We start from the raw sequence: 26,300 nt of genomic DNA, 5'->3' as shown, positions 1-26,300 counted from the left end.
CCTCCGGGACCCGTTCCGTTCACCTTCGGGTAGGGATCCGGCCGTTTCGGCTTCCTAGCCTTGCCTCGCCAGTGGTTCCGAGGCGAGGAGTCCTCCCGTGGTACGACAGCCCGTCGACCCCGCGCAGATCCCGTTGCCCCCCTCCCGCGACTCCAGCCCGGCAGTCTCCCGGCAGCCCAGCCCGGCGGTCTCCCCGCAATCCAGCCCGGCAGTTTCCCGGCAACCCAGCCCGCCGCCGTACCCGGGACACCGCCCACCCGGCTCGCCGGAGTCGGGTGGGTACGAGCCGGTCCGGCGGTCGTACCTGGACGGGGACCTGGCCAAGTCGATCGGGGCGGCCGTCGCGCTGGCGGTGCCCGGGGTGGGCATCGCCAACGTGGCCGGTCAGGGCCAGCAGCTGGCCACCGCCGGGGTCGGTGTCTCCATCGCCACCGCGATCGGCGACGCGGCAAGTGAGGTGGTCAAGTACCTCCAGGAGGGCCGGATCAACGTGCCGAAGCTGCTCGGCGGCGTCCTCACCTCCGGTGGGCTGCTGGTCAACGTGGGTGGCATGGCCAACCGGGTCGATCCGACCCGGTACGCCGGCATGGGCGTGCAGGACGTCGGCCTGGTCCTCAAGGGCATCGGCGAGGGGTACCGGTGGGAGGACGGCACCCCCGCTCTGACCCGTACGCCGAGCGGGGACATCGCCAAGATGGTGGGCGCCTTCGTCACCACCGCCGCCCCGGTGCTACAGGCCGTGGCGCTACGCACCCAGCGCCAGCTGGAGCAGCGCAGCCTCGACACCGGCGGCACCGGAACGGCCGGACCGATCCCGACGGCGGTGGCCGCCGCCCTGTTCGCCGGCGGTACGGCGGCCGGCGAGTTCGCCAGCGAGGTGGTCCGGGGAGTCCAGGGCAAGGGGGTGAACGTGCCCAAGCTGATGGGCGGCCTGTTCAGCGCGGTGGGCGCGGCCACCATCGCCGGTGGGGTCGCCACCGCCAACCCGGTCGCCCGGTACGCCGGCCTCAGCCTCCAGGCGGTCGGACTCGCCGCGAAGAGCGTCGGCGAGGCCCGCCGGTGGGAGAATACCAGCACACCGAGCAGCTGGTACGGCCACACCACCCCGGCGAAGCACCACGCGGCCACCCTGTCCCGCCGGGTCTCCCCACCGGGCCGCTGAGCCGGCGCGGTCCCACCGACCACGGACCCGGCACGCGGCGGGTCCGGGCCGGCGCGGGGTCAGAGCGTGCGGGTGATCTGCTCGGCGTCGATCAGGGCAGCCCGGCGGTCCGGGTCGAGGTCGGCGACGAGCAGCACCGACGCCCCGGTGAGCAGCGGCGCGAGCAGCCACTTCAACGGCTGCTCGTGCTCGGCCACGTCCACCAGCAACCGGTCACCGGCCCGCAGGTCCAGCTGCCCGGCCATCTCGGCGGCGATCCGCCCCAACGCGCCGTAGCTGGTGCCGTCGGGGCTCGCCGGATCGGCCGGGTGGATCAGGTGGTGCGCGGGTGGCGTGTCGCCGTGCCGGAGCACCTCGATCGACCAGTCCAGCCAGCCGGCCGGCGGCTCGACCAGCGGCTGCGCCCCGGTGCCTACCAGGTAGCGGTGGGTGCCGGCGGGCACCTCCTCCAGCCAGTCGTCGAGCCGGGCCGGGGTGACGAAGACCGCGTCGTAGGGTCGGTCGCCGCCGGGCTCCAGCACCGGCAGGCCCGCCGTGGCGCGCGGCCGGAACGACACCGTCAGCCCCACCGACCACGCCCCGAGCAACACCGCCGCGGTACGCCAGTGCGGCGGCAGCAGCACCGCGACCCGACTGCCCGGGGCCAGCCCGCACCCGTCGCGCAGCAACCCGGCGCTGCGGGCCGCCCAGCCGCCCAGCTCGGCGGCGGTCAGCTCGGTGCGTTCCCCGGTCGTCCCGTCGAGGTAGGTGAGCAGCGGCTGCTCGCCCCCGGGAACATCGCCGGGGACCAGCACGGGAAGGGCAGCGTCCACGAAGAACTCTCCAGCCGGATACGCAGGGTGAGCACGATCGTCCTCACCCTAACCCGGTCAGGCCGGCCGGGGGTGCCCGGCGAGCGGCGCCCGAGTCAGCCGAGCTGCTTGGCGAAGAACAGCTCCGGGTACGGGTCGTCGTTGAACCGGTCCACCTCCTGGTAGCCGGCCGAGCGGTACAGGGCGGTCGCCTCCGGCAGCGCGCTGTTGGTGTCCAGCCGCAGCAGGCGTACCCCGTGGTCGGTGGCGGTGGTCTCCAGTTCGGTGAGCAACCGACGGCCCAGGCCCAGCCCGCGGACCGAGGTGGACACCCAGAGCCGCTTGATCTCCGCCACCCGGTCACCCTTGAAGACCAGCGCGCCGCAGCCGACCGGCGCGGCGTGCAACCGGGCCACCAGCAGCAGCCCGGCCGGCGGGGTCAGGTCCGCCGGTTGGGCCCGCGTCAGGTCGAAGCCGGCCGCGAAACGCGAGTTCAACTCCTCCGCGTACGCCCGCAGGCAGTGCCGGGCGTCGGCGTGCGTCGGTTCGGTGGCGGTGACCTCCACCATCGAGGCGAGCAGCAGCCGTTCCACCTCGGCCATCGCCGCCACCAGCCGGTCCCGCTGCCGCCCGTCGAGCGGCGTCAGGATCGAGGCGGCCAGCTCGTCGGAGCGCCGGTCCAGCTCGGCCCGTTCGGTGACGCCGGCCGGGGTGAGCCGGATCCGGCGTACCCGGGCGTCGTCGTCGTCGGCCTCGACCACGACGAGCCCTTCGGTCTCCAGGGCGCGCAGCAACCGGCTGAGGTAGCCGGAGTCCAGGTCGAGGCGGGCGCGCAGCGCGCGGACCTCGATCCCCTCCGGACCGACCTCCCACAGCACCCGGCACTGCCCCAGCGACCGCCCACGCGCCAGGTACGTGTCGGTGAGCACCCCGATCCGCTGGGTGACCGTACGGTTGAACCGCCGCACCTGCCCCACCAACACCCCGTCCATTCTCTGACCATAGTCAGAGAAAGCCACGATCGGCAAGGTCAGGCGGGGTCTGGGTTGAACCGACAGGCATCCGGCATCCGTCATCGCCACCGTCAGCAGAGACCGAGCGAAGCGGTGAAGGACCAGGCCTGTGCGGCGGTGGCGGCAGGAAAGGCGTCCTTCTACCGGGCAGCCGGCCAGCCCGAGGAAAACCGGGATCACGTCGTCTGGGCGAACCGGCAGGGCAGTCACCTGCTCCAGAACCACCACCTTGTACAGGCCGGCGAGGCGGAACAGATCCAACACGCCAAGGCCAACGGCCGGTACTCCAGCACGAACGAGATCATGTACCACACCGACCAGCTGGAACTTGCCACGTCGACACTGGACACCAGGGTGCGTGACGCGATCCTGCGCGTGCGACCACCGACACCAGCTCCGCCGGACCAGGCCACCCTGGCGGAGGTGACGCAGGCACGGGCAGCCGGGTACCCGCCGTCGAGCCAGCACCCCACCACCCAGTTCCCGCCGCCCCCGGCCTGGCAGCAGTTCAGCGGCGGCCCGGGCAACGCACCGCCACCCCAGCTGCGAGGCCAGCGGTAGCCTCCGCCACAAGCCGCTCCGACCGGCAGAAAACTGCTGCGCCAACGCCACACCTTCACGCGCGTGCACCCACCCCACATAATCGGGGTCGATGAATCTTCTGGCCCAGCAGCAAGGAGATCAACGGTGCCGCTCGGATCCGGCCGCACACCGCTTTCTCCCCTGATCAGCCTGCCGCCACCCGGGACTGCGCCGCCCGGTGGGGACGCACCACCCCCCGCACTGGACCCCGGGACCTATCTCGACACCGCCAACCTGGCCCTTCAGATCAGCGTCGGTGTCGTCACGGTGCTGACCCTCTTCCTCGCCCTGCTGGCGTTCCTGGGCCTGCGGGAGATGGCGACGATCAGGCGACGGCAACGCGAGTTGAGTAGGGCCCTGGCCGCGGCCCAGGAGACCCGTGACGAGATCGAGGGCAAGCTCAAGAGCCTCCACGTCGACCTTGAGGCGCTCGTGATGACCGCACATCTGTTCCACGAGGGACAGGTGGCGTACGCGAAAGCGGACTACGATCGAGCGATCTCCTCCTACCAGCAGGCGCTGGAGCTTCAACCCGACAATCCGCGGATTCAGGTCCGTTTCGCGCGGGCCCTGGTGAACAAGGGCTTCAACAGCCGTGCCGAACGCGTGCTGCGTGCGGCGACGACCCGGGATCCCCTGAACGCGGACGCCTGGCGGGCGCTCTCCACCTGTCGTCGCTACGTCAACCTGACCGAGGCCATCGACTTTGCCGAGCGGGCAGTCGACCTCGATCCGAAGTCCAGCGACAACTGGAACTACCTGGGGCTGCTACTCAGAGACAGCGAACGGTACGAGGACGCGCTGTCGGCCTTCGGGGAGGCGACGAGGGTTGCCCCGCGAGAGCCGTTCGGAAAGTTCTATCAGGCCCTCATCCTCACCAAGCTCCAGGACGACCGGGCCGCGATTCCCGTGCTGCGCGACGCCCACGCCGACGCCGAGACGCTCAGGAGTGCCAGAAGGATCAAGGAAATCTGGTGCATGACCATCGAGTGGACGTATCGCCGCAGCCTCGACACTCCGGAGCAGGAGGACGCGGCAAACAAGATCGTGGCACTTCTCGCCGTGGCGTGCCACGAGGCGCGGGACCGGCAGGCGGTCCTCGGCCACATGACCTTCTACCTCGCGGCAAAAGGCATCGACCTGGATGCCGAAGCGTCTCTTCAGGCTTTTCCCGAGGCCGACGTCGTGTCCGCTCGAAAACGAGTGCTCAGGGAAGGAAACTGATGTCCCAGGCTATCCGTGCGGGGAACACCTACATCGAGTTCGCCGGCATGCCGAAAAGCGGCAAGACGACGATCGTGGACGTCATCAGCCACTATCTGCGCCGGTCCGGCGCGGACATCGCGGAGTTCCACGGCGGCGGACGCTACGCTCCGGTCGGCAAGGAGGATCTTGGCGCCCTGAACGTCTACCTCGCCTGCCAGGCGGTCCAGTACCTGCTGGAGGGGAACAGCCGCAGAAGGTCTCCCCAGATTCACCTGATGGACCGGGGACCGGTCGACCGATTCATCTTCACCGATGCACTTACTCGCATGGGCCGGGTCTCAGACTCCCATCAAGCGCTTGTCACCGCGCTGCTCGGCTGCACTGATGTCCCGCGCCCGGACCTCTGCTTCATCTTCGTCACCACTCCCGAGTTGAGCCTCGACCGGGAGACCAGAAACAAGCTCTCGACCGGTGCCGGCCGAGTTATGAACAGATCCTTCCTGCACGAGCTTGAGTTCTCCGCGCGGGCGGTCGCCGATACGCGAGCCGATATCGGCATGGCCAGCAAGGTCGTCCTGGTGGACACCGCCGAACTGAACGGCCGGGTGGTGGACACCGCACACACCGTGCTCCGCCACATAATCGGGGAGTTCCCCGACCTGACCGCCGGACCAACTCCAGGATCAGCCCCGTGAACCGGTCACCCAGGTCACGACTGGTCGACCTGCCTCATCTGCAGAGCACCGAGATCCGGAACCGGCTCGGGCGGATCTCGATGGCCAAGGGTGTCTACGACCTCACCCACCTCGGTCACGTGGAATCTCTCTGGATGGCCCGGGAACACGGAGACTCCCTGGTGGTGGCGCTTGCCACCGACACATCGGTCAGGCGACGCAAGGGTCCGGGTCGACCGATTCTGACCTTTCGTGAACGGGTCGGCATCCTGTCGAGCCTCACAATGATCGACTACATTGTCCCCTACGACGACACGAACCCGTGCTCGACCATCCTCGCGGTTCGCCCCTCCTGCTTCTGCGCGACCCACTTCGAGTACTTCTCGACAGCTGACATCGCGGAACTGCGGCGACTGGAGATCAGGCTCATGCAGCTACCGCGACCCCAGGAACGGTCCACCAGCGACATCATCGAGGACATAAGGAGGAAGCAGGCGTGACCGACCTGATCAAGGTAGGTGTCAGCTTTCCGGTGGGGGGTTCGGCCCGCTCCACCTGCGTACGGCTCAGTGACGCGGTGGCGGCCGAGGTGCCGGTACAGGTGCGGCTGGGAGCAGCCGGCAACTCCGAACCGCACGTGACGGTGGCGATGGGACTGTTGCCGAGCAGCAGGGTGGCCGCTGTCGAGGAAGCGACCCGCAGCCTGCTGACCGAACTCGGCGGGCCATTCGACATGACGTTTGGTCCCGCCTACCGTGAAACGGAGACCGGCCGCTACATCCTCCTCGACGTGGTGCTCCCCGACCGGGTGGCCAACTGGCGGTCACTGATCCAGTCGCGGTTGGTGGACATCTACGCGGAACCGTCCCGCACCAGCGCCACCCCGCACCTCACCATCTCGTGCACGGAGCAGTCCGGGGCGCAGTTGGACGGGATAATCAACACCGCTCCCCCGATTCCGCCAGCCACCGTCAGCACGATCGACATCGCCAGAAGCGGACCGAAGGGGATAAAGCTTGAAGTCCTCAAGTCCATCCACCTCTGACGCGCCTGCTTTCGGGCGGACCGTGACGCGACTCCGCGAATCCATCGAGCCTGCGGAGTCCTACCGGAACCTGCTCGCCCAGGCGACACAGGACGCGTCGTACGAGCCAACCGGGGCCCAGACCGTGCTGCGCTGCGACCGCCAGGCCGAGACGTGGCACCGCGGCCAGACCAGGGGGGACGGGTCGCCGTACATCGTCCATCCCCGACGCGTCGCCCTGCTGAGTCTCGCCTACCGCCCGGCCGGCCCGGTGGAGACGGTCCTCATCTCGCTGCTGCACGACGTCGTCGAGGACTGCGGCGTCACCGCTGCCGAGCTGGCCCGCGACTACGGTGGGCAGGTCGCCCGGTCGGTCGTGCTGCTCTCCGCTCCGGCCACTGTCGGCGAGTCGTCAACGGCCCGCTCGCAGCGGAAGCAGGAGAAGTGGCAGCGGGTCTCCGCCGAGGGCGGGATCACCCTGCTGGTCCATCTGGTCGATGTGTTGGACAATCTGATCTCGTGTCGGTTCGTCGACGACCGACACCAGGCCTACCGGAAGATTCCCCGCTGGCTCTGGCAGGCCGTACAGTTTCATGTTCCGCTCGCCGAGCGCCGACACCCGCTCCTCGCCGACAGCATCGCCGAGGAAGTGCGGTGGCAGCTCGACCGGGGCGTGAGAATAGGTTCCTGGAGCGATGTTTGACCTCACCCGGCACGGCTCCTTCCTGCTCCTGGCACCTGGCCAACCCCGAGGACCGCGACAACTGATGATCGACGGCCGGCCGTGGTTCCGGTTCATGGATCGCCTGTACAGCCCGCTACCGGTGCACGATCTCGATCCTTCGATGGTTGCCGAGCTGTGTGAACTGCGTCTTGAGTTCATGGACGAACTGATCGACGAGACGATCTACGCGAAGGTGGCCCACCAGCTCCGCGAGGCGGCGGCGGAGAGGATCGCGGCCGCCGACGCAGGGCCGGTCGTGCTGGACTTCGGAACCGGTGACGGCAGGTTCTCCCGGACACTTGCCACCAGATTGCCGAACGCCCACGTGCTCGGGTGCGACATAAGCTTCGCTTCGCTGCGCCGGTCCAGGCCGAAGGGACGGGTGTTCCAGATCTCCACCGACGGTGACATTCCCATCGGGAACTCCCGGATGGACCTCACAGTTGCCTGTTTCGTCCTGCACTTCACGCTGCCGGTACGCGCCTTCGAGGAACTGCACCGCATTACCAGAGGGGGCGGCCACCTCGTCGTCAACACGTACGGGCCGGGCGGCGTGCGGTCACGGGAGTCAGTGGAGCGCACGGGCTGGAAGGTAGTCGGCGAAAGGGACGTACCAGACATCGCCGGGCACCGGATCCTCGCCTTTCAGAAGCGTCCGGGTTGAACCAGCCGGGGCCGCCAGCCGTCAAGGCAGCGGAGCGCGACGACCGAACGGAGTAACCGCCATGCCCCTGACCACAGACCAAGCGATCGAACAGCTGCGGCACCGCCTGGATCCGGAAATTCGAGCGAACTTCGAGCAGCTCAGCCGCGACCAGCAAGCGCCCATCGCCAACGATGCGGCATACGCGCTTGAGCAGCTGACCTATCTCGAAAGCGTCGTGGGACATAACCAATCGGTGCGAGCGAAGGCCATGGATGCGATCGACAAAGGGAAGGGCAACTACTACTCCGAACCGGGCCGTGAGACGCTGAGCAACAGCACCCACATCGTCTTCCGCGATGCGGAGACGGGGATGCAGGGAAGTTACCTGCTCGGCGGTCACTGGCCCATGCCGAACCTCCCCGGTGAGCCGCCCCAGATCGAACGCGCCAAGCAGGCTAGAATCCTCGGCAGCACCGACGAGACGAAGAGCTGCGAACAGGAGATCCAAACACTCCAAAATGGTGTGAACTCCGTCGTCAGTGGCAAGATTCAGGAGCTGACCGCGCCGCCCGCACAGTCGTCGTGGTCAGCCGGACCGGTCGCCCAAGACCAGACCGCGTTGGCCGGGGTCGCGCAGGCCCGGGCAACGCAGTACGCGCCGTCGAACCCACACCAGCCGCCGCCACCCATGGCCCCTCAGGGCCCCTACGGTCAACAGTTCTTCGGCTGGCCCGGCGCACCGACGCCCCAGGGACCCGCCCGCCGGTAACCGTCAGCCCCCGACCACCCGCCGCGCCTCGATCAGGGTACGGGTCGAGTACGCGACGAAACAGCCGTGCTCGCGGATGTGCCCATCGAGCCGCACGAGCGTGTCCCGGTACCGCTCGACCTGGAAGTCCGGCACCCACCAGACGCACTTGCGCAGCAGGTAGACGACCGCCCCGACGTCGAACAGCTCCATCCGGCACCGGACGCTGCGCAGGTCCACCACCCGCAGCCCGGCCGCCTCGGCCGCAGCCGACTCCTGGGCCGGGTCCCGGTCCCGCCGATGCGTCGGCTGCGGCCCGAGGAAGCACTCGATCAGCTCGAAGACCGACGCCGGCCCGACGTGCTGGGCCAGGTAGGTGCCGCCGTCGACCAGAATCCGGGCGATCTCCGGCCAGTCGGGTGCGACCGGGTGCCGGCTGGTGACCAGGTCGAAGCCGGCATCCAGGTTGAAGTCCAGATCGGACGGAAAAGTGAACCGCGTCACCTCGGCAGCCGTCAGGGTGGGTACCCATCGATCCCCGCAGCAGACCCTTGGGCGGACTCGATCGGATCGGCACGGACGACGAGAGACTGGAGAGCCGATGCTCAACGCTTTCGTCAGCGCGTGGGCCAACGGTTCGCACCGGACCGCAGCGCCGACGACCTCCCCGGCGCAGCCCAGCTTCGACCCCGCCCAGGCGTGGGCGGCCCAGGCACGGGCACCGCAGTACGGCGGGCCGGACCCGACCGCGCCGGCTCCGTCGACCTCAACCAGCCAGGGCGGAAAGGGCTACTTCTACGTCGTACCGGGGGTCGACAGCGAGCCGAGTCCGCGGCGGCCGACGGCCGACGACTTCGCGGAGCAGACCCGGACGACGGGTGCCTGGCCCGGCCAGTACCTGAAGGACCCGGCCGCGCCGGGCCGGACCAGCGCGGCCAGTCGGCCCGGGGCCGACCACTTCTTCAAGGACGGCGTACCGCCGCAGCAGCGCCGATCGGGTCGGTGACCGGGCCCGCCTGAGCCCCGCTCCCCGCCCAGCGACGACACACCCCTACCGTGGACGCGATCAGCCCGCATGGTCGCGTCCACGCTTTGAGTGCTGAGCCCGGCTCGGCAGCCCTCGGCTACCGCTCGGCGACGAAAACCCCCCGACCAGGCCGCCCAACCAGTACGCCGCGCTTGCGCAACGTCGCCCACGCCCGGTTGATGGTCGACAGAGACACGTTGTACTCGTCGGCCATCACGTGCGCGGCAGGCAACTGGGTGCCCGGCGACCACTCACCTTCCTCGATACGCCTGATGTGATCGTCGACGAGCTCGGCCATGGTCGGCGGGATAGGCACAGCAGGGCCCCTTGCAGTCGGTTGGCACCGCCAGTATCGACGCGCGGGTTGGCAGGATCAACACAGCTAAGGGTTTTGAAACTGGTGACATAGGTGGAGCCAATGAAGACACTGCGTGCCCTCTTGACACTGCTGCGCGTACAGCCGTACCGTTGCTTTTAGTGATGGGGTGCCTGCGGTCGGTTGGCGCTTGCCGTGGTGGTGGCCCGTCGCGTCGGCTTTACTCCCCCCGGTCCGGGGCGGCCGGGCCATCCCCCGGTCCGGCCGCCCCGGGCCCCCGTGATGTGCCCTGCCGGCGTACCGCCGATCGAAGGCTGCGCCGGCCGGTCCACCCCCACCGACCTGCGAAAGGCGGCACCGATGCGATCCCTGCTGCGCCGATTCCGACCCGCGCCGAGCCCGGCCGACCTGGCCGAACCGCCCGGCCGCCACCGGGCGGCGGCCCACCGGATGCCGTTACGGCCGTGGCAGGTCCGGCACCGCTGGTTCACGGTACGCCGACACGGGCTGGACCCGGTCGAGGTGACCGAGTTCCTGCACCTGGTGGCCGACGAGCTGACCGTGGCCCAGACCGCGCTCGGGGCGCTCCGGGAGGAGAACGCCCGGATCAAGCGGACGCTGCGCTCGTGGCAGTCCGCCCAGGCCGCCGGCCTACCCGAGTTGGCGCGCCGGTGAGCGGCGGACCCGAGGACCGGTGGGTGATCCACCTGCCGGTCGGCGTACCGGATCTGCTCCGGGCGCGGATCTTCGCCCGTACCGCCGCTCGGGTGTTGGTGCGGCTCAGCCGCGCGGTCGACGTCGGGGAGGTGACCGTGTCGCGGGAGGACGAGCAGGGCGTACATCATCGGGTCTTCTGTGACCGGCGACTGCCCGGCGGCGCGCGGTGCGGGCTGCCCACCGACCACGTCGCGGCCTGCACCAGCCGTGGCAACCAGCGCCGCTACGGTGCCGCCGGGTGACGCGTCGGTGTCACTCGACGTCGCCGGGAACCGATTGAACCGGGACGAAGCCGCGGCCGTAGACGGGGCAGCCCCTACTCAGGCCGATGTGGAGTGACGGAGATGGACGAGAACGACCAGCAGATCCTTGACGATCTCGGCAAGCGACTTCCGAGGAGAGATGCGAAGCAGCTCGACAAACTGACCGACACTGAGCGGCAGACCCTGTTCCAGGACAGTGCGGCGGCCGGCGCGTTCGCGGCCGCGAAGGCCGACCTTGTCGAGTGGCTGCGGCACGAGGGGATCAAGGAGAAGGCGCTCGGGGGCGGCTCGTTCCAGACTCCCGGACACCATGTCGGGTATGACGACGCCGGGGAGGTCGTGCACTACACGACGCGCCAGGCCCACGACGACATCAACATGCAGGCGATGGGGTACGAGTGGGCCAACAGGATCCCCCATCCCGAGGCCACCGCCTACGAGGCCGCACTCAGGAGTGGACTGGCAACCTCCGAAGATCTGCTGCTGAAAGCCCGTCAGCGGTACGAGAACCGGCTGGGAGAACTGACTCCGGTGGTGGCCGGCGCGGCCCGGGACATCGTTCGAGGGCGCAACTCCGGAGTCGCCGCGGCAGCCAACCTGGGCGGTGGCCCGGCGGCCGGTCAGGCCAGCAGTTCCACCGGCCACCACGATCTCAGGAACCTCGCCCGCACGGTCTTCAAGCGCTGACCACCGCCCCCTGACCCGCCCGCCGTGGTCCCCGGCTGCCGTAGTCCGCCGCTCACCGGCACCCTCGATGGTGAGCGGGGTGCCCCGCTATACCGGAAGCGTTAAGAAGGGGCCCTTCCTTACCAGGAGGTCGCCGTGGGAATCGACTCGGGCTAGGACTTCGGGGGGGCCGTACGGGGTGCGGGCCGGACCCTTGCCGGCTGCGCCGGCCTCGACCTCGTCCCAGGTCAGCGGGGTGGAGACGGTAGGCGTCGGCGCGGCCCGCAGCGAGTACGGCGCGACTGTGGTCTTCGCCGCGTTGTTCTGGCTCCAGTCGATGAAGATCTTGCCGGGGCGGAGGTTCTTCGCCATCTTCGACACGATCAACTTCGGGTGCTCACCCTCCAACTCCTGGGCGACCCGGCGAGCGTAGGAGCTGACCAACTCGGCGGACTGGGTGCCGGCGATCGGGCAGGAGAGCTGCATGCCCTTCTTGCCGGAGGTCTTCGGGAAGGCCCGTACCCCGTCGGCGGCCAGCCGGTCGCGCAGCAGCAGCGCCACCTGGCAGCACTGGCGCAGCCCGGCCGGGGCGCCCGGGTCCAGGTCGACGACGAGCAGGTCCGGGTGCGCGCCGATCCGCCACTGCGGGGTGTGCAGTTCCAGGGCGGCCAGGTTGGCCAGCCAGACCAGGGTGGGTAGGTCGTCGGCGACCACGTAGTCGATGGTGTCCCGGCCCTTGCGGGAGCCGGGCGCGGGCAGGGTGGCCACCCGTACCCAGTCGGGGGTGGCGGCGGGGGCGTTCTTCTCGAAGAACGAGCCGCCGTCGACGCCGTTGGGGTACCGGATCCGGGTCAGCGCCCGGTCGGCCAGGTGCGGCAGGAGCACCGGGGCGATCCGGGTGTAGTAGTCGATCACCTCGCCCTTGGTGAATCCGGCCGCCGGGTAGAGCACCTTGTCGAGGTTGGACAGCTCCAGCGCCCGCCCCTGCACCTCGACCCGGAGCCGCTCACTGGGCATCGGTGACCTCCTCGGCCGGTTTGTCCGGGCGTAGCCGCAGGACCCGGGGGAAGCGCAGTCGCCCGTCCGGGGTCCGCTGGCCGTACTTGATCTCCACCACCACCGTCGGGGTCACCCAGATCGCGCCCCGGACGTCCTCTCGGGGTACGTCCCCGGCGAACGGGGACGCGCCGGTCCGCAGCGGCTCCAACTCCCGCAGCAGCTGTCGTTCCATGGTCGCGCCGATGCCCCCACCGACCCGTCCCCGGTAGGTCAGCCGCCCATCCGGGCCGGGCACCCCGACCAGCAGGCCGCCGATCCGACGGGCCCCGGGTCGCCAGCCGCCCACCACGAAGTCCCCGGTGACCTCCAGTTTGACCTTCACCCAGTCCGGCGAGCGGACCCCGGGCCGGTAGACCGAGCCGACCCGCTTGGCCAGCACCCCTTCCAGCCCGTGTTCGCCGGCCGCCGCCCAGGTCGCCGGCCCGTCGGCGAAGTCCGGCGGCACCGCCCACCGGCTGCCGCCGAGCCCGAGCCCGGCCAGGGTCGCCCGCCGCTGGTGGTAGGGCCAGCCGGTCAGGTCCGCACCCCGCAGCCGGAGCAGATCGAAGATCATGTACGTCACCGGGGCGACCGCCGCCAGCCGCGCCGCCCGGTCCCGGTCCCGCACGTGCATCCGTTCGGCCAACGCGGTGAACGAGGGTGCCCCGGAGTCGCCGGCGAAGAGCACCACCTCACCGTCGAACAACGCGTCGTCGATCGGTGGCCCCTCCTCGACCGGCCGCGCGGCGAGCTGACCGGGCAGGGTCGCCAGCTCCGGGTACGCGGCGGTGATCTCCACGCCGGTACGGGCGTACAGGTGTTGCCGGCCGGCGCGGATGTCGGCCAGCGCGCGGATGCCGTCCCACTTGAACTCGTACGCCCAGCCGGCACCGCGGGGCAGCGGGCCGGTCATCGCGAGCATCGGGGTGAGCGGCGCTTTTGGCACCTTTCGACATTAATTGCCCGCCGAACCGGTCACCTGGGCTTCGATCCTTTGCCATCCTGAGAAGTACCGGCTACCTGCGGCGGAGCCGGCGGGAGGAGCGCAGCGTGCGGGCCATCTGGAAGGGGGCCGTCTCGTTCGGTCTGGTCTCGATCGGCGTGAAGCTCTACTCCGCCACCGAGGAGAAGGACATCCGCTTCCACCAGGTACACCGGGAAGACGGCGGCCGGATCCGGTACAAGCGCACCTGCCAGATCTGCGGCGAGGAGGTCAGCTACGACGACATCGCCAAGGGGTACGACCTGGGCGGGGGCGAGTTGGTCATCCTCACCGACGAAGACTTCGCCGACCTGCCGTTGACCTCCTCCCGCGCCATCGACGTGCTGGAGTTCGTCCCGGCCGAGCAGGTCGACCCGATCCTCTACAACAAGGCGTACTTCCTGGAGCCGGAGGGGACCGCCACCAAGCCGTACGTGCTGCTACGCGACGCGTTGACCGACTCGGAGCGGGTGGCCATCGTCAAGGTGGCGCTGCGGCAACGCGAACAGCTCGCCACCCTGCGGGTACGCGAGGGCGTGCTGCTGCTCAACACGATGCTCTGGCCGGACGAGGTCCGTACCCCCGGTTTCGGTTTCCTGGACGAGGACCTGAAGATCCGCGCGCCGGAGCTGGCGATGGCCAGCTCCCTGATCGACTCGATGGCCGGCGAGTTCCAGCCGGAGGCCTTCACCGACGACTACCGGACAGCGTTGCAGGAGGTCATCGACGCCAAGGTGGAGGGTCGCGAGGTGGTCCAGCCGGAGGAGGCCGAGGAGGCCCCGGCCGCCGCCGTGGACCTGATGGCCGCGCTGAAGGCCTCCGTGGAACGCGCCAAGGCCGCCCGGGGCGAAAGCGGCGGGGCCGCCGCTTTCGGGGGCGGCAGGACCGGGGCCGGCCGGGGTGGCGGGGCCGGTGAGCCGACGCCGATCACCTCGGCTCGCTCGGCCCGCAAGGCCGCGAAGTCGGGTACGGGAACCAAGTCCGAGCGGGCCGCGAAGTCCGAACCGGCGCGGTCCAGGGCCGCGAAGTCCAGTGCGGCGAAGTCCGAGCCGGCGCGGTCCAGGGCCGCGAAGTCCGAGCCGGCGCGGTCCAGTGCGGCGAAGTCCGAGCCGGCGCGGTCCGGTGCGGCGAAGTCGGCTGGGAAGAAGGCGCCGGCGAAGAAGACCGCCGAGCACTCCTCGGCGAAGGAGGCCCGCTCCGGCGGGGCAGCCGGGAAGAAGGCGACGACGAAGACCGCCCCGAAGAAGGCCGCCCCGCGCAAGTCGGCCTGAACAGCCACCGCCGTCCGGCACCGGGTGGCAGTCAGCCCGTGACCGAGTGAACCAGGTCACGGGTGGTGCCGTAGTACGTAGGTACCGGTTCCGCTGGCGGCTCGGGAGTTCGGACATCATCGTTGTCACGTCTGGTCCGCTGACCGCCCCCCCGGTGCCACCAGCCGCCCTCTTGCCCCTCAGGAGCACCTCATGGATCCACACACAGACGCCAGAGCAACACAACTCGCCCGATACCTGGACGAAGGTCCCCTCCAGGAAGCCACGACCCGCCTCACCGATGCGGAACGCCGCGCGATCGTCATGAATCCGGCGGTCGCCAGGCCGCTCGACAAACTGATGGAAGCCGGCCGGGTGCTGGGCATTCGAGACGCCGCCCAGCAGTACCGAGCGACCTACGGCAAGGAGGATTCCAGCTACCAGGAGGCCGTACCCGGCCCGTTCGGTCAACCGGAGTCGATGATCTACCGGAACCCGGATCACATCGTCATTCCACCGCCAAGACCAGAGTTCACTCCCGAGGGTCAGAAGTCTACTGCGGTGAGTTACCTGACCGAGGTCCGGGGGGTTTTCAGCCAGCAGGAGAAGCAGCTCATCGACGCGCTCTCGGCCGCCGGGACACACACGGACATCAACCAGGTGAGGCACGCCGAGGCGGTGGCCAGCCAGGCCAAAATGGAGCTGGCCACTGCCGTCAAACCGCTGGTCGAGCAGGCCTTCGCGATCCGTGCCGCCGGAGCCGCGCCGCAGGCGCTGGTGGCGAACGCCGCCGCCCTGACCTCTGCCGGCGCCTCCTACCAACAGCCGTCGGCGACCAACCCCGCCTGGCACGGCACTCCGACCGCAGCCCCCCGCCAAGGTCGATCCCCCAGCTAACCCCTCCCAGGTGTAAGGAAGGGTCCCCTATACAACAGAAAGCGATAATAGGGGGCCCTTCCTTACACCTCAGCCGCGGCCGAGCTTCTGGGTGGGGGTGATCCGGACGATGATCCGCTCCTCGTTGGGCTGGCGGAACGGGTAGGTCTCCTGGCCGAGGTACTTCTTGGCCAGCTTGTCGATGTGCGCGTCGGCGCCCTCGGTGACGAACTCGGCGTTGCCCTTGACCCAGAGGGTGCGGTAGTCGTCGGCCTTGTCCACCACGCTGACCGCGACCACCGGGTTGCGCAGGATGTTGTTGTACTTCTGCCGACCCTTGGCGGTGTTGAACACGATGGTCTCGCCGTCGGTGTCCACCCAGACCGGGGTCACGTGCGGGCTGCCGTCGGGCTCGATGGTCGCCACGTGCGCCAACTGCGGCTCGGCGAGCAGGGCCAGGTCTTCGTCGGTGAGGATCGTCATGGGGCTGAAAGTACCCCCGAACCCGGTGGGATCACCGGCACGAACCGCCCCAGGAGTCACTCGTGACAACATCGATCGTCGGCAGCGCGCCACCTACCAGGTACCGTGTGCGTCGGCGACGGTGTCCGGCGCCGACGCACACCACCTCTCCAGCAGGGAGTCGACGACGTGAGCGAGCGTACGGGTGGCCAGGCCCAGGCCTCCAAGTCCCAGCGCCGACTGGCCGCCCAACTGGCGGCGCAGAAGGCGGCCGAGGCCAAGCGACGCCGGCAGGCGTGGGCCGGTGGCCTCGCCGGCCTGGCCGTGGCCGCGGTGCTGATCGGGGTGTTCGTGGTCGTCGGCCAGGGCGACGACGACCCCGCCGACACCATGGCCAGCGAGCCTTCGGCCTCCGCCCCCGCCGCCGACCCCAACGCGCCGGGCGCGCCGCCCGCGCCGCAGCTGCCCGAGGGCGCGGACCCGGCCCTGGGCAGCAAGCCGAAGGTCGAGGCGGGCCAGGGTGAGCTGAAAGAGCTGAAGGTGACCCCGTTGATCGAGGGCACCGGCGCGGAGGTCAAGTCCGGCCAGAGCATCACCACCAACTACGTGGGGGTCTTCTACGCCGACGGCAAGGAGTTCGACTCGTCCTGGGAGCGGGGCGAGCCGGCCACCTTCTCGATCGGCGTCGGCCAGGTCATCAAGGGCTGGGACCAGGGCCTGGTCGGGGTGAAGGTCGGCAGCCGCGTGCAGCTCGACCTTCCGTCCGACCTGGCGTACGGCGACGACGCCTCCGGCGGCCGGCCGACCGGCCCGCTGCGCTTCGTCGTCGACGTGCTCGCCGCCCAGTGACCCAGCCGGGGCACCCGGCCCGGTCGATGTGGACCCACGTCGAGCCGGTGCACGCGGTGACCTACTTCCACCCCCGGTCGCGGGCCGCCTACGAGTCGGTCGGGCTGCGCGGGTACTGGCGGGGCTACTTCGCCGGCCGGGCCGCGCCGCTCGGGCCGGTCGACGCGGCACCGGTCACCGCCGCGTTCTTCGCCTTCGCGCCGCACATGGTGGCCCGGGCGCTGCCGGCGGTCTGGGAGCTGGCCGGCCCGCAGGAGGCGTTGCGGGCCCGGCTGACCGGTGCCGTGCAGGCCCTGGCCGAGCTGACCTACGAGCTGCCCGAGACGTACCTCGCCGAGGCCGCCGCGCTGCTGGAGGCGGCGGCCGGGGAGGCTGACTGCGCCGGCCGGGTGCTCGCGGCGGCCAACGCGGCCCTGCCGACCGCCGAGTACCCGCTGGCCCGGCTCTGGCAGGCGGCCACCACCCTGCGCGAGCACCGGGGAGACGGGCACGTCGCAGCTCTGGTCAGCGCCGGCCTGGACCCGGTCGAGACGCTCGCCTGGCGGGCCGCCGTGGACCTGTCCGCCCAGGGGCTACTCGGGCGCGGCTGGTCGGAGCAGCAGTGGCAGGCCGCGAAGCGGCGGCTGGCCGAGCGGGGTTGGCTGACCGCCGAGGGCGAGCCGACCGCCGACGGTCACGCCGCCTTCCAGGCGGTGGAGGACGCCACCGATCTGGCCGCCGCCCGGCCGTGGGAGGCGCTGGGCGCGACACACACCGCCCGCCTGCGGGAGCTGCTCGGCCCGATCGCCCGCCGCTGCCACAGCGTCATCCCCACCGACAACCCGATCGGCCTCCCACCCCCGGCCTAGCCCCCCGCGGGTAAGGAAGGGCCCCTTGTTAACGCTTTCGGTAGAGAAGGGTTCCCCTCTCACTCCGCGGTGTTAACAAGGGGCCCTTCCTTCGGTCGGGGGTGGGTTGGGCAGGATGGGGGCGTGGTAGACGCAGTGATCTTCGACCTGGACGGCGTGATCGTGGACTCCGAGCCGGTGTGGGAGGAGGTCCGCCGGGCGTACGTGGCCGATCATCACGGCACCTGGCAACCGGACACCCAGCGGCGGCTGATGGGGATGAGCACCGGCGAGTGGGCCGCGTACCTCAGTGGTGAGCTGGGGGTGGACCGCAGCGCCGAGCAGGTCGCCGCCGAGGTCGTCGACCAGATGGCCCGCCGGTACGCCGCCCGGGTGCCGGTGATCGACGGCGCGGACCGGGTGGTGCGCCGGCTGGCCGCGCGGTGGCCGCTGGGGTTGGCCAGTTCCTCCCCGACCCGGCTGATCGAGGCGGCGCTGGTCGCCACCGAGCTGACCGACGCCTTCGGGGCGACGCTGTCGACCGAGCGGACCGCGCGGGGCAAGCCCGCTCCGGACGTCTACCTGGCCGTCGCCGAGCGGCTCGGCGTCGATCCGGCCCGCTGCGCCGCGGTCGAGGACTCCTCCAACGGGGTACGGTCGGCAGCCGCCGCCGGCATGCGGGTGGTGGCGATCCCGCACGGGGCGTACCCGTTGGACCCGGACGCCGAGGCGCTCGCCGCGGTGGTCCTGCGCACGGTGGCCGACCTGACCCCGCAGGTGGTCGACCAGCTCACCTGAGCCGCCGGCGTCTCACCTCCCGCAGCCGGTGAGAGGGGTGCCCCGCTATACAAAAATCGTTAACAGGGGGCCCTTCCTTACCGGAGTGGGGGGTGGTGGGGGCGGGGTGGGCCTACGGTCGGGGTATGAGGGCTGTGGTGTACCAGGGGCCGCACGACGTGACGGTCACCGAGGTCGACGATCCGCGCATCGAGGATCCCAACGACGTGGTCGTCAAGGTCACGACGACCGCGATCTGCGGGTCTGACCTGCACATGTACGAGGGGCGCACGGACGCCGAGCCGGGCATCGTCTTCGGTCACGAGAACATGGGCACGATCGTGGAGACCGGTCCGGGGGTGGTCAGCCTGCGCGTCGGTGACCGGGTCAGTATGCCGTTCAACGTGGCCTGCGGGTTCTGCCGCAACTGCCGGGCCGGTAAGACGGGGTTCTGTCTGACGGTGAACCCCGGCTTCGCCGGTGGCGCGTACGGGTACGTGTCGATGGGCCCGTACCGGGGTGGGCAGGCCGAGTACCTGCGGGTGCCGTTCGCCGACTTCAACTGTCTGAAGCTGCCGCCGGGCACCGGGTTCGAGAACGACTTCGCGATGCTGGCCGACATCTTCCCCACCGGGTACCACGGGGTGGCCATGAGTGAGCTGCGCCCCGGCGAGACGATCACCGTGATGGGTGGTGGGCCGGTCGGGTTGATGGCCGCGTACTCGGCGCTGTTGATGGGGGCGGCGGAGGTCTTCGTGGTGGACCGGGTCGCCGACCGGCTCCGGCTGGCCGAGTCGATCGGGGCCACCCCGATCGACTTCTCCGCCGGTGACCCGGTCGGGCAGATCCTGGACCGCACCGACGGCATTGGCACCGACCGGGGTGTGGACGCGGTCGGCTACCAGGCGCACGGCGCGGGTGGGCAGGAGCAGCCGGCGGCGGTGTTGAACAGCCTGATCGAGGTGGTCCGGGCGACCGGGATGATCGGGGTGGTCGGGCTCTACCTGGCGCATGACCCGGGCGCGCCGGATGAGCACTCCGGTCGGGGTGAGCTGCTGGTCAAGATGGGCAGGTTCTTCGAGAAGGGCCTGCGGATGGGCAGTGGGCAGGCGAACGTCAAGGCGTACAACGAGTATCTGCGCAACCTGATCGTGGCGGGGCGGGCGACGCCGAGTTTCGTGGTCAGCAAGGAGCTGCCGCTGGATGCCGCGCCCGAGGCGTACCAACGGTTCGACAAGCGCGAGGCGGGCTACTCCAAGGTGGTGCTCAAGCCCGCGGCCTGAGCGCGCCGAACGGCATGATCTTCGGTGGGGCGGGTACCGTCCCCGGATGAAGGCGATCGTGTACGAATCCGCCGGGGACGCCTCGGTGCTGCAGCTCGTCGACCGGCCGGTGCCGGAGCCCGGCCCGGGTGAGGTGCTGGTGCGGGTGGCCGTCTCCGGGGTCAACCCGACCGACTGGAAGGCCCGCCAGCAGGGCTGGTTGTCGGCGGGTTGGCAGATCCCCGGGCAGGACGGCGCGGGGGTGGTGGAGGCGGTCGGTCAGGGTGTGGACCGGGCGTTGACGGGTGAGCGGGTCTGGCTCTGGGAGGCCGCCTGGCAGCGGCCCTGGGGCACGGCCGCCGAGTACACGGTGGTCCCGGTGACCCAGGCGGTACGCCTCGGCGACGCCTCCTTCGACCTGGGTGCCGCGTTGGGCATCCCGTTCCTGACCGCGCACCGGTGCCTGACCGTGGGCGAGACGATGCCGGACCGGTTGCACCCGGGCGCGCTGGCCGACCGTACGGTGCTGGTGCAGGGTGGGGCGGGCGCGGTGGGCAACGCGGCGATCCAGTTGGCCCGCTGGGCCGACGCGACCGTGATCGCGACGGTCAGCAGCCCGGAGAAGGCGCAGCTCGCGGCGGCGGCCGGGGCCGACCACGTGATCGACTACCGGGAGCAGGACGTGGTGGCCGAGGTCCGGGCCGTCGCGCCGCAGGGTGTGCGCACGGTCGTCGAGGTCTCCGCCGCGCGCAACGCCGCCACCGACGTCCAGGTCGTCGCCCCCGGCGGCGTGGTCTGCGTGTACGCCGACGACGGCGGTGCCGAGGTCACCCTGCCGATCCGTCCGCTGATGGCCCAGAACGCCCGTTGGCAGTTCGTGCTGGTCTACACCGCGCCTCGGGCGGCCAAGGCGCACGGGGTCGCGGATGTGGCCGCCGCGGCGGCACAGGGCGCACTACGGGTCGGCGCGGCGGCCGGACTGCCGTTGCACCACCATCCGCTGGCCGCGACCGCCGCCGCCCACCGGGCGGTGGAGAACTCGGTGGTCGGCAAGGTGCTGGTCACCACCACCGAGTGAGATCCGGGTTGTCCGGAATTTCCGGTCACCAGGGCGAAAGCGAATAAGTTTCGCGACAATGGAGGGCGGGGCGGCCCCGGCGCGGTGCGAACGCCGGGGCCGCCCCTTGTGGGGAGGGATCGAGGAGTGTTGCCCCCTACCCCACAAGGCGACGACCCACCGGAAAACGTTACGGCGGGAACCCCGGAACGCCCCACCGCAGCGGCGAACCCTCGTAAATTGTCCGGGTGAGCATCTCCTGGGCTGACTCGTACGTGGGCCAACTACGCGCACTCGCCGGTGACCGGACGTTGATGTTCGTCGGCGCCCGCGCGGTGGTGCGCGACAGCGCCGGCCGGATCCTGCTGATCCAGCGCTCCGACAACGGTCAGTGGGCGCTGCCGGCCGGCGCGATGGAGTTGGGCGAGTCGATCGCCGACTGCGCGGTACGCGAGGTGCGCGAGGAGACCGGGCTACGCGCCCTGCGGGTAAGCGCCTTCGCCCTCTACACCGGCCCGGACCGGACCCACACCAACATGTACGGCCACACGTACCAGATCTTCACCGCCGCGTTCCGCATCGACGAGTGGTCCGGACAGCTGAGCCGGACCACCGACGAGACCACCGACGCCGGCTTCTTCCGGCCGGGGCAGTTCCCCGGCCCGCTCTCCGCCTCGGTCCCGGAGACCCTCGCCGACCTGGCCGTCTTCGAGCAGACCAACCGCCTGATCCTGAAGTGACCCACCGCTGACCGCGGCGCGGGCCCGACGCTCAGAGCATCGTCTGGCTCTTGGCCTCCATGCTGGTCGCCGCCTCCTCCTTGGACTCCTTCGCCAGTGGCCGGCCGCCGGGGGCTGGGGCGTCGCCGGTCCGCGGGTCGTCGTCGGCGGCCCCCTTGAGCTGGTCGTTCGGCAGGGCCAGGGTGACCAGCACCGCCAGCACCGCGATCAACGCGGTGGTCAGGAAGACCAGGTGCAGCGCCTCGACGAAGGCGGCCTGGATCGCCGCGCGTACCGGCTCGGGTAGGGCCAGGATCGCACCCGGCGCGTTGATCGAGATGTCGGTGCCGCCCTGGGCGGTGACGGCGGCGGCCTGGTCGGGCGGCAGTTGGGCGATCGCGGCGGGCAGCCGGTCGGCGAGTGCGGTGTCGAGCCGGCCGGCGAGCACCGCGCCGAGGATGGCCACCCCGAACGAGCCGCCCAGCGACCGGAAGAAGGTCGCCGAGGAGGTGCCGGCACCCAGGTCACGCGGGTCCACCGCGTTCTGCACGCCGAGCACCAGCGACTGCATGCTGAGCCCCAGCCCGACCCCGATCACCACCATGAAACCGAAGGCGATCCAGAGCGAGGTCTCCACCCGCAGCCGGGTGAAGAGCAGCATCCCGGCCAGCAGCACCGCCGAACCGGCCACCGGGAACCACTTGTACCGCCCGAGCCGGCTCATCGCCCGGCCGGTCACGATGGAGGTCACGATGATGCCGGCCATCATCGGCAACATCAGCAGGCCGCTGCGGGTGGGCGAGGCGCCCTTGACGATCTGCAGGTACAGCGGGATGAAGATGATCGACCCGAACATCATCAGGCCGAGGACGAAACCGGCCACGTTGGCAAGCGTGAAGGTTCGGCCCCGGAACAGCCGCAACGGCAGGATCGGCTCGCGGGCCCGGGACTCCTGGAAGACGAAGGCCGCCGCCAGCACCGCACCGGCGGCGAAGAGTCCGACGATCACCGGACTGCGCCACGGGTACGAGGTGCCGCCCCAGCTCAGCGCCAGCAGCAGGCAGCTCACCCCGGCGACCAGCAGCGTCGCGCCCAGCCAGTCGATCGCGTGCCGCCGCCGGGTGAACGGCACCAGCCGCAGCACCCGGGAGCAGACCGCGATGGCCAGGATCGCCAGCGGCACGTTCAGGTAGAAGATCAACCGCCAGTTGGTCTCGGCGAAGTAACCGCCTACCAGCGGCCCGGCCACCGACGACACGCCGAAGACCGCGCCGAACACCCCCTGGTAGCGGCCCCGCTCCCGGGGCGAGACCACATCCGAGATGATGGTGAAGGCGAGCGTCATCAGCCCACCGGCCCCCACCCCCTGCACCGCACGGGTGACGATCAACTGGGTCATGTCCTGCGACAACCCGGCCAGCAGGGAGCCGAGCAGGAACGTGCCGATGGAGAAGAGGAACACCGGCCGCCGCCCGTACAGGTCGGCCATCTTGCCGTACAGCGGGGTGGAGGCGGTGGAGGCCAGCAGGTACGCCGTCACCACCCAGGAGTAGTGGTCGATCCCGCCCAACTCGCCGACGATCGTGGGTAGCGCGGTACCCACGATCGTCTGGTCCAGCGCGGCGAGCAGCATGCCGGTCATCAACCCGGCCATCAGCAGGCGCAACTGTCGTGCGGTCAACACCGGGCGGGCCGCATGGGTCGTCATGGTAGCCGGTTTCCCGCCTGGCCCGGATTATGCCTCTTCAGTCAGTGCGTCCGGCGGAACCGGAGAACTGACGGGCGGGAGCCCGGTCCGGAGCCAGGTTTGACCGGGGTCGCCCGGGGGACCCGGCAGGGCATGGCAGGAGCAGCAGCGGAACAGCACCGGCTCGCCACCGTCGTGCAGAGCTGGCTGGGACGGCCCGTACTGGTCATCGGGGACGCGATGCTCGACGAGTGGCGGTTCGCCGACTCCGAGCGCCTCTGTCGGGAGGCACCGGCCCCGGTACTCACCCTGCGCCGGCGGATCTCCGCCGCCGGTGGCGCGGCCAACACGGCGGTGAACATCGCCGCGCTGGGCGGGCGGGCCGTCCTCGTCGCCCCGGTCGGCGGCGACGTCGCCGGTGACGAGTTGCACGACTGCCTGGACCGGGCCGGCGTCTGGGACCGTACCGTCAACGAACCCGGCCGGCCGACCCCGGTGAAGCGCCGGATGCTCGCCGACCGGCAGATCCTGCTGCGCGAGGACTCCGGCGACCCGGAGGACGCGCTCACCGCCGACGGGGTGGCCCGGCTGCTCACCGCCATGGACTGCGCCACCGAGGAGCTGCGGGCCGCCGCCGGTGGGCAGCGCCCCACCCTGGTGGTCTGCGACTACGGCCTGGGCGCCCTGCCCGCACCGGTACGCGCCTGGCTGATCGCCGCCCGGGACCGCTTCACCACGGTGGCCCTGGACGCGCACGACCTCGCCGACTGGCACGGGCTGGCCCCCACGGTGGTGACCCCGAGTTTCGCCGAGGCGACCCGGCTGCTCGCCCGGGCCACCCCCGGCGCGGCCGGCTCCGGCGGCAGCGACCTGCACCTGGAACACGCGGGCAGCGACCCCTCCGACGGCCCGTCCGAGCTGACCGTCGGTGCCGCCCCCGGCCGCGCCGGGCCACTACCGGCCGCCGCAGGATCGGGGCCGACCGACTCGTCCGGGCCGGCCGCCCGGTCCGCGCCCACCGACGGTTACCCGCCGGCCGGTGCACCCGGGCCGCGGGGGGAGCCGACGGCGGCTGAGGGTCGGGTGGCGATGACCGTGGACGGGTCGAGCGTGACCGGTACCGGGGTGACCGTCAACGCCACCGTCGGCGAGGGCGTGGACCGGGCCGTACTTGCCGAGTCCCGCCTGACCGAGCTGCGGGAGCAGACCGGGGCCGACGTGGTGGCGGTGACCCTGGACACCGAGGGCGCGGTGGTCGGCGGGGCCGACGGCACCCCCCGGCGCAGCCACAGCACCCCGGTGCCGGCCAGCCACGCGGTGGGCGCCGGGGACGTGTACCTCGCCGCGATGACCCTGGCGTTGGCCGCCGAGGCACCGCTGCCGGTCGCCGCGCAGCTCGCCCAACTCGCCGCCACCAGCACGGTCTCCGACACCGGCACCTGCGTGTGCCGCCGCGACGACCTGCTCGCCGCGCTCGGCGGCGAGGCACCGACCAGCACGGTACGACCGGTGCTGGTCGGCCCGGACGAGCTGGGCGCCATCGTCGCCCAACACCGACGGGCGGGCCGGACGGTGGTCTTCACCAACGGCTGCTTCGACGTGCTGCACCCCGGCCACGTCCGCTACCTGGAACAGGCCCGGGGCCTCGGTGACCTGCTGGTGGTGGCGGTCAACTCCGACGAGAGCGTACGCCGGCTCAAGGGCCCGGACCGGCCGGTCAACCCGGTCGAGGACCGGGTCACCCTGCTGGCCGCACTCTCCTGCGTGGACCACGTGGTGGTCTTCGCCGAGGACTCACCGGCCGGGCTGATCGGAGCCCTCCGCCCCGACGTGTACGTCAAGGGCGGCGACTACCCGCCCGAGATGGTGCCCGAGGCACCGCTGGTCCGCCGCCTCGGCGGTCAGGTGCGCACCCTCGGGTACGTCCCGGACCGGTCCACCTCGGCGATCATCGACCGGATCCGCGCCCACCACCTACCGACCGAACCCGATCCCGCCGCGACCCGGCCCGGCCCTGCCACGACCCCGCCCGGCCCTGCCGCTTCGCCGGCCGACCCGGCCGCGTCCCGGCCCGGTCCTGAGCAGACCGTGCCGAGCACGCCGTCGTGAACCGGCCGTTGGCCACCGGCTCGGTGCAGGAGTTCCGCCGGGACCGGCTGCTCGACGTGCTGATCCCCACCCGCGACCGCCCCGCCGAACTGGCGGTCACCCTGGCCGGGCTGGCCGCCCAGGAGGGCGTACCCGGATTCGGGGTGGTGGTCAGCGACCAGTCCGACGACCCGCCGGGCTTCGCCCACCCGGCGGCGGCCACCATGGTCCGGGCCCTGCGCCACCGGGGTCACCCGGTGCTGCTCACCCGGCGGCTGCCCCGGCGCGGCCTGGCCGAACACCGGGCGTACCTGCTGGCCGCCTCGACCGCCCGGTACGTGCTCTGCCTCGACGACGACGTCTGGCTGGAACCCGGGGCGGTACACCGGCTGGTCACCGCCATCGAGGAGCTGGGCTGCGGGTTCGTCGGCAACGGCGTACACGGACTGTCGTACCTGGACGACGTGCGGCCCGAGACGCACCGGCACTACCGGGAGTGGGACGGCCCGCCGGTGCCGGAGCGGATCCGGCCGGGCAGCCCGGAATGGGACCGGGCGCAGATCCACTCGGCGGCGAACCTGCTGCACGTCACCGCCGGACTGGACCTCACGCCGGAGAGCTGGCGGGCGTACCGGGTCTCCTGGATCGGCGGCTGCGTGCTGTACGACCGGGCGAAACTGGTCGACTCCGGCGGCTTCGACTTCTGGCGGCGGCTACCGCCGAACCACCAGGGCGAGGACGTCGCCGCCCAACTGTCCGTGCTGGCGTCCCACGGCGGCGCCGGCGTCCTGCCCAGCGGCGCCTACCACCTGGAGTCCCCCACCACCGTCACCGACCGCGCCGTCGAAGCCTGGCAACTCCTGTAAG

The 26,300-nt window shown here is 70.9% G+C and carries 30 protein-coding genes and 1 pseudogene; 23 read left to right on the top strand and 8 right to left on the bottom strand.

Going from position 1 to position 26,300, the window contains the following annotated elements; genetic code table 11:
• Positions 1-97: 97 nt before the first annotated feature.
• Entirely contained in the window at positions 98-1,162 is a 1,065-nt protein-coding gene (locus ACN28G_RS28535) for a hypothetical protein (protein ID WP_421480751.1), read from the top strand.
• 59 nt (positions 1,163-1,221) lie between these two features.
• Here ACN28G_RS28535 and ACN28G_RS28530 read toward each other — a convergent pair whose 3' ends face one another.
• Complete coding sequence (locus ACN28G_RS28530) at positions 1,222-1,974, bottom strand: TIGR03089 family protein (protein ID WP_421480750.1); 753 nt, start codon at positions 1,972-1,974, stop codon at positions 1,222-1,224.
• A 95-nt stretch (positions 1,975-2,069) separates the two neighbouring features.
• The gene (locus ACN28G_RS28525) at positions 2,070-2,945 is read right to left on the bottom strand and encodes a bifunctional helix-turn-helix transcriptional regulator/GNAT family N-acetyltransferase (protein ID WP_421480749.1); all 876 of its coding nucleotides are present in this window, start codon (positions 2,943-2,945) and stop codon (positions 2,070-2,072) included.
• A gap of 114 nt (positions 2,946-3,059) precedes the next feature.
• Here ACN28G_RS28525 and ACN28G_RS28520 point away from each other — a divergent pair, with 114 nt between their 5' ends.
• The 8 genes from ACN28G_RS28520 to ACN28G_RS28485 all read left to right on the top strand — a co-directional run bounded on the left by ACN28G_RS28520 (position 3,060) and on the right by ACN28G_RS28485 (position 8,591).
• Entirely contained in the window at positions 3,060-3,527 is a 468-nt protein-coding gene (locus ACN28G_RS28520; protein WP_091433683.1) for a hypothetical protein, read from the top strand.
• A gap of 126 nt (positions 3,528-3,653) precedes the next feature.
• A complete protein-coding gene (locus ACN28G_RS28515) occupies positions 3,654-4,772 on the top strand; it encodes a tetratricopeptide repeat protein (RefSeq protein ID WP_139135560.1) in 1,119 nt (372 codons plus the stop codon).
• Positions 4,772-5,449: a hypothetical protein gene (locus tag ACN28G_RS28510; protein ID WP_091433677.1), complete on the top strand. Its 678-nt coding sequence runs from the start codon at positions 4,772-4,774 to the stop codon at positions 5,447-5,449. Before ACN28G_RS28515 ends, ACN28G_RS28510 begins: the two co-directional genes overlap by 1 nt.
• Positions 5,446-5,928 (top strand): adenylyltransferase/cytidyltransferase family protein, encoded by a 483-nt coding sequence (locus tag ACN28G_RS28505; RefSeq protein WP_091433674.1) that lies wholly within the window; start codon positions 5,446-5,448, stop codon positions 5,926-5,928. Before ACN28G_RS28510 ends, ACN28G_RS28505 begins: the two co-directional genes overlap by 4 nt.
• The gene (locus ACN28G_RS28500; protein WP_421480748.1) at positions 5,925-6,473 is read left to right on the top strand and encodes a 2'-5' RNA ligase family protein; all 549 of its coding nucleotides are present in this window, start codon (positions 5,925-5,927) and stop codon (positions 6,471-6,473) included. Before ACN28G_RS28505 ends, ACN28G_RS28500 begins: the two co-directional genes overlap by 4 nt.
• Positions 6,474-6,495: 22 nt before the next feature.
• Positions 6,496-7,155 (top strand): HD domain-containing protein, encoded by a 660-nt coding sequence (locus ACN28G_RS28495; RefSeq protein ID WP_175440416.1) that lies wholly within the window; start codon positions 6,496-6,498, stop codon positions 7,153-7,155.
• A gap of 64 nt (positions 7,156-7,219) precedes the next feature.
• Positions 7,220-7,840 carry a class I SAM-dependent methyltransferase gene (locus tag ACN28G_RS28490; RefSeq protein WP_175440415.1) on the top strand — a complete coding sequence of 207 codons (621 nt, stop codon included), beginning with the start codon at positions 7,220-7,222 and terminating at the stop codon, positions 7,838-7,840.
• A 61-nt stretch (positions 7,841-7,901) separates the two neighbouring features.
• Positions 7,902-8,591, top strand: a complete 690-nt coding sequence (locus tag ACN28G_RS28485) for a hypothetical protein (protein WP_091433652.1) — start codon at positions 7,902-7,904, stop codon at positions 8,589-8,591.
• A gap of 3 nt (positions 8,592-8,594) precedes the next feature.
• Here the strand turns inward: ACN28G_RS28485 and ACN28G_RS28480 are convergent.
• A pseudogene (locus ACN28G_RS28480) lies at positions 8,595-9,035 on the bottom strand (SAM-dependent methyltransferase); the annotation flags it as partial.
• 136 nt (positions 9,036-9,171) lie between these two features.
• Here ACN28G_RS28480 and ACN28G_RS28475 point away from each other — a divergent pair.
• A complete protein-coding gene (locus tag ACN28G_RS28475) occupies positions 9,172-9,576 on the top strand; it encodes a hypothetical protein (RefSeq protein ID WP_091433650.1) in 405 nt (134 codons plus the stop codon).
• A gap of 118 nt (positions 9,577-9,694) precedes the next feature.
• Here ACN28G_RS28475 and ACN28G_RS28470 read toward each other — a convergent pair whose 3' ends face one another.
• Entirely contained in the window at positions 9,695-9,913 is a 219-nt protein-coding gene (locus ACN28G_RS28470) for a winged helix-turn-helix domain-containing protein (protein ID WP_091433648.1), read from the bottom strand.
• A 360-nt stretch (positions 9,914-10,273) separates the two neighbouring features.
• Between ACN28G_RS28470 and ACN28G_RS28465 the strand changes: the two genes are divergently transcribed.
• From ACN28G_RS28465 to ACN28G_RS28455, 3 genes are all read left to right on the top strand, one after another.
• Complete coding sequence (locus ACN28G_RS28465) at positions 10,274-10,588, top strand: hypothetical protein (RefSeq protein ID WP_421480747.1); 315 nt, start codon at positions 10,274-10,276, stop codon at positions 10,586-10,588.
• On the top strand, positions 10,585-10,872 hold the full coding sequence (locus tag ACN28G_RS28460) for a hypothetical protein (RefSeq protein ID WP_091445815.1): 288 nt from the start codon (positions 10,585-10,587) through the stop codon (positions 10,870-10,872). Before ACN28G_RS28465 ends, ACN28G_RS28460 begins: the two co-directional genes overlap by 4 nt.
• A 102-nt stretch (positions 10,873-10,974) precedes the next feature.
• Positions 10,975-11,580 carry a hypothetical protein gene (locus tag ACN28G_RS28455; RefSeq protein WP_421480746.1) on the top strand — a complete coding sequence of 202 codons (606 nt, stop codon included), beginning with the start codon at positions 10,975-10,977 and terminating at the stop codon, positions 11,578-11,580.
• A gap of 87 nt (positions 11,581-11,667) precedes the next feature.
• Here ACN28G_RS28455 and ligD read toward each other — a convergent pair whose 3' ends face one another.
• Positions 11,668-12,576, bottom strand: a complete 909-nt coding sequence (gene ligD, locus ACN28G_RS28450; protein WP_091433642.1) for a non-homologous end-joining DNA ligase — start codon at positions 12,574-12,576, stop codon at positions 11,668-11,670.
• Positions 12,566-13,519: an ATP-dependent DNA ligase gene (locus ACN28G_RS28445; RefSeq protein ID WP_175440721.1), complete on the bottom strand. Its 954-nt coding sequence runs from the start codon at positions 13,517-13,519 to the stop codon at positions 12,566-12,568. Before ACN28G_RS28445 ends, ligD begins: the two co-directional genes overlap by 11 nt.
• A 128-nt stretch (positions 13,520-13,647) precedes the next feature.
• Here ACN28G_RS28445 and ACN28G_RS28440 point away from each other — a divergent pair, with 128 nt between their 5' ends.
• Together ACN28G_RS28440 and ACN28G_RS28435 are read left to right on the top strand one after the other, a co-directional pair.
• On the top strand, positions 13,648-14,850 hold the full coding sequence (locus ACN28G_RS28440; RefSeq protein ID WP_421480745.1) for a Ku protein: 1,203 nt from the start codon (positions 13,648-13,650) through the stop codon (positions 14,848-14,850).
• 192 nt (positions 14,851-15,042) lie between these two features.
• Positions 15,043-15,726 carry a hypothetical protein gene (locus ACN28G_RS28435; RefSeq protein ID WP_139135558.1) on the top strand — a complete coding sequence of 228 codons (684 nt, stop codon included), beginning with the start codon at positions 15,043-15,045 and terminating at the stop codon, positions 15,724-15,726.
• Between the two features lie 69 nt (positions 15,727-15,795).
• Here ACN28G_RS28435 and ACN28G_RS28430 read toward each other — a convergent pair whose 3' ends face one another.
• Positions 15,796-16,188, bottom strand: coding sequence for a PPOX class F420-dependent oxidoreductase (locus ACN28G_RS28430; RefSeq protein ID WP_421480744.1), 393 nt, complete (start codon positions 16,186-16,188; stop codon positions 15,796-15,798).
• Between the two features lie 168 nt (positions 16,189-16,356).
• Between ACN28G_RS28430 and ACN28G_RS28425 the strand changes: the two genes are divergently transcribed.
• The 6 genes from ACN28G_RS28425 to ACN28G_RS28400 all read left to right on the top strand — a co-directional run bounded on the left by ACN28G_RS28425 (position 16,357) and on the right by ACN28G_RS28400 (position 21,679).
• The gene (locus tag ACN28G_RS28425) at positions 16,357-17,016 is read left to right on the top strand and encodes an FKBP-type peptidyl-prolyl cis-trans isomerase (protein WP_091433631.1); all 660 of its coding nucleotides are present in this window, start codon (positions 16,357-16,359) and stop codon (positions 17,014-17,016) included.
• A 26-nt stretch (positions 17,017-17,042) separates the two neighbouring features.
• Positions 17,043-17,864, top strand: coding sequence for an SCO6745 family protein (locus ACN28G_RS28420; protein WP_091445812.1), 822 nt, complete (start codon positions 17,043-17,045; stop codon positions 17,862-17,864).
• Positions 17,865-17,987: 123 nt separating this feature from the next.
• Complete coding sequence (locus tag ACN28G_RS28415; protein WP_421480743.1) at positions 17,988-18,641, top strand: HAD family hydrolase; 654 nt, start codon at positions 17,988-17,990, stop codon at positions 18,639-18,641.
• A 125-nt stretch (positions 18,642-18,766) separates the two neighbouring features.
• A complete protein-coding gene (locus ACN28G_RS28410; RefSeq protein WP_091433626.1) occupies positions 18,767-19,903 on the top strand; it encodes a glutathione-independent formaldehyde dehydrogenase in 1,137 nt (378 codons plus the stop codon).
• 46 nt (positions 19,904-19,949) lie between these two features.
• On the top strand, positions 19,950-20,960 hold the full coding sequence (locus ACN28G_RS28405; protein WP_091433623.1) for an NADPH:quinone reductase: 1,011 nt from the start codon (positions 19,950-19,952) through the stop codon (positions 20,958-20,960).
• A gap of 227 nt (positions 20,961-21,187) precedes the next feature.
• Positions 21,188-21,679: an NUDIX domain-containing protein gene (locus ACN28G_RS28400; RefSeq protein WP_091433620.1), complete on the top strand. Its 492-nt coding sequence runs from the start codon at positions 21,188-21,190 to the stop codon at positions 21,677-21,679.
• Positions 21,680-21,710: 31 nt separating this feature from the next.
• Here the strand turns inward: ACN28G_RS28400 and ACN28G_RS28395 are convergent, their stop codons facing one another.
• The gene (locus ACN28G_RS28395) at positions 21,711-23,366 is read right to left on the bottom strand and encodes an MDR family MFS transporter (RefSeq protein WP_421480742.1); all 1,656 of its coding nucleotides are present in this window, start codon (positions 23,364-23,366) and stop codon (positions 21,711-21,713) included.
• Positions 23,367-23,498: 132 nt separating this feature from the next.
• On the opposite strand from ACN28G_RS28395, the gene rfaE2 reads away from it, so the two are divergent.
• Both rfaE2 and ACN28G_RS28385 read left to right on the top strand, forming a co-directional pair.
• Positions 23,499-25,454 (top strand): D-glycero-beta-D-manno-heptose 1-phosphate adenylyltransferase, encoded by a 1,956-nt coding sequence (rfaE2, locus tag ACN28G_RS28390; RefSeq protein ID WP_421480741.1) that lies wholly within the window; start codon positions 23,499-23,501, stop codon positions 25,452-25,454.
• The gene (locus ACN28G_RS28385; RefSeq protein WP_421480740.1) at positions 25,451-26,299 is read left to right on the top strand and encodes a glycosyltransferase; all 849 of its coding nucleotides are present in this window, start codon (positions 25,451-25,453) and stop codon (positions 26,297-26,299) included. The genes rfaE2 and ACN28G_RS28385 overlap by 4 nt, the downstream gene beginning before the upstream one ends.
• Position 26,300: the final 1 nt, after the last annotated feature.

Source organism: Micromonospora sp. WMMA1923 (assembly GCF_049179195.1).
Lineage (GTDB): Bacteria > Actinomycetota > Actinomycetes > Mycobacteriales > Micromonosporaceae > Micromonospora > Micromonospora yangpuensis.
Note: the sequence above shows the minus strand (reverse complement) of the source record. Positions and strands in the feature narration are given on the sequence as shown.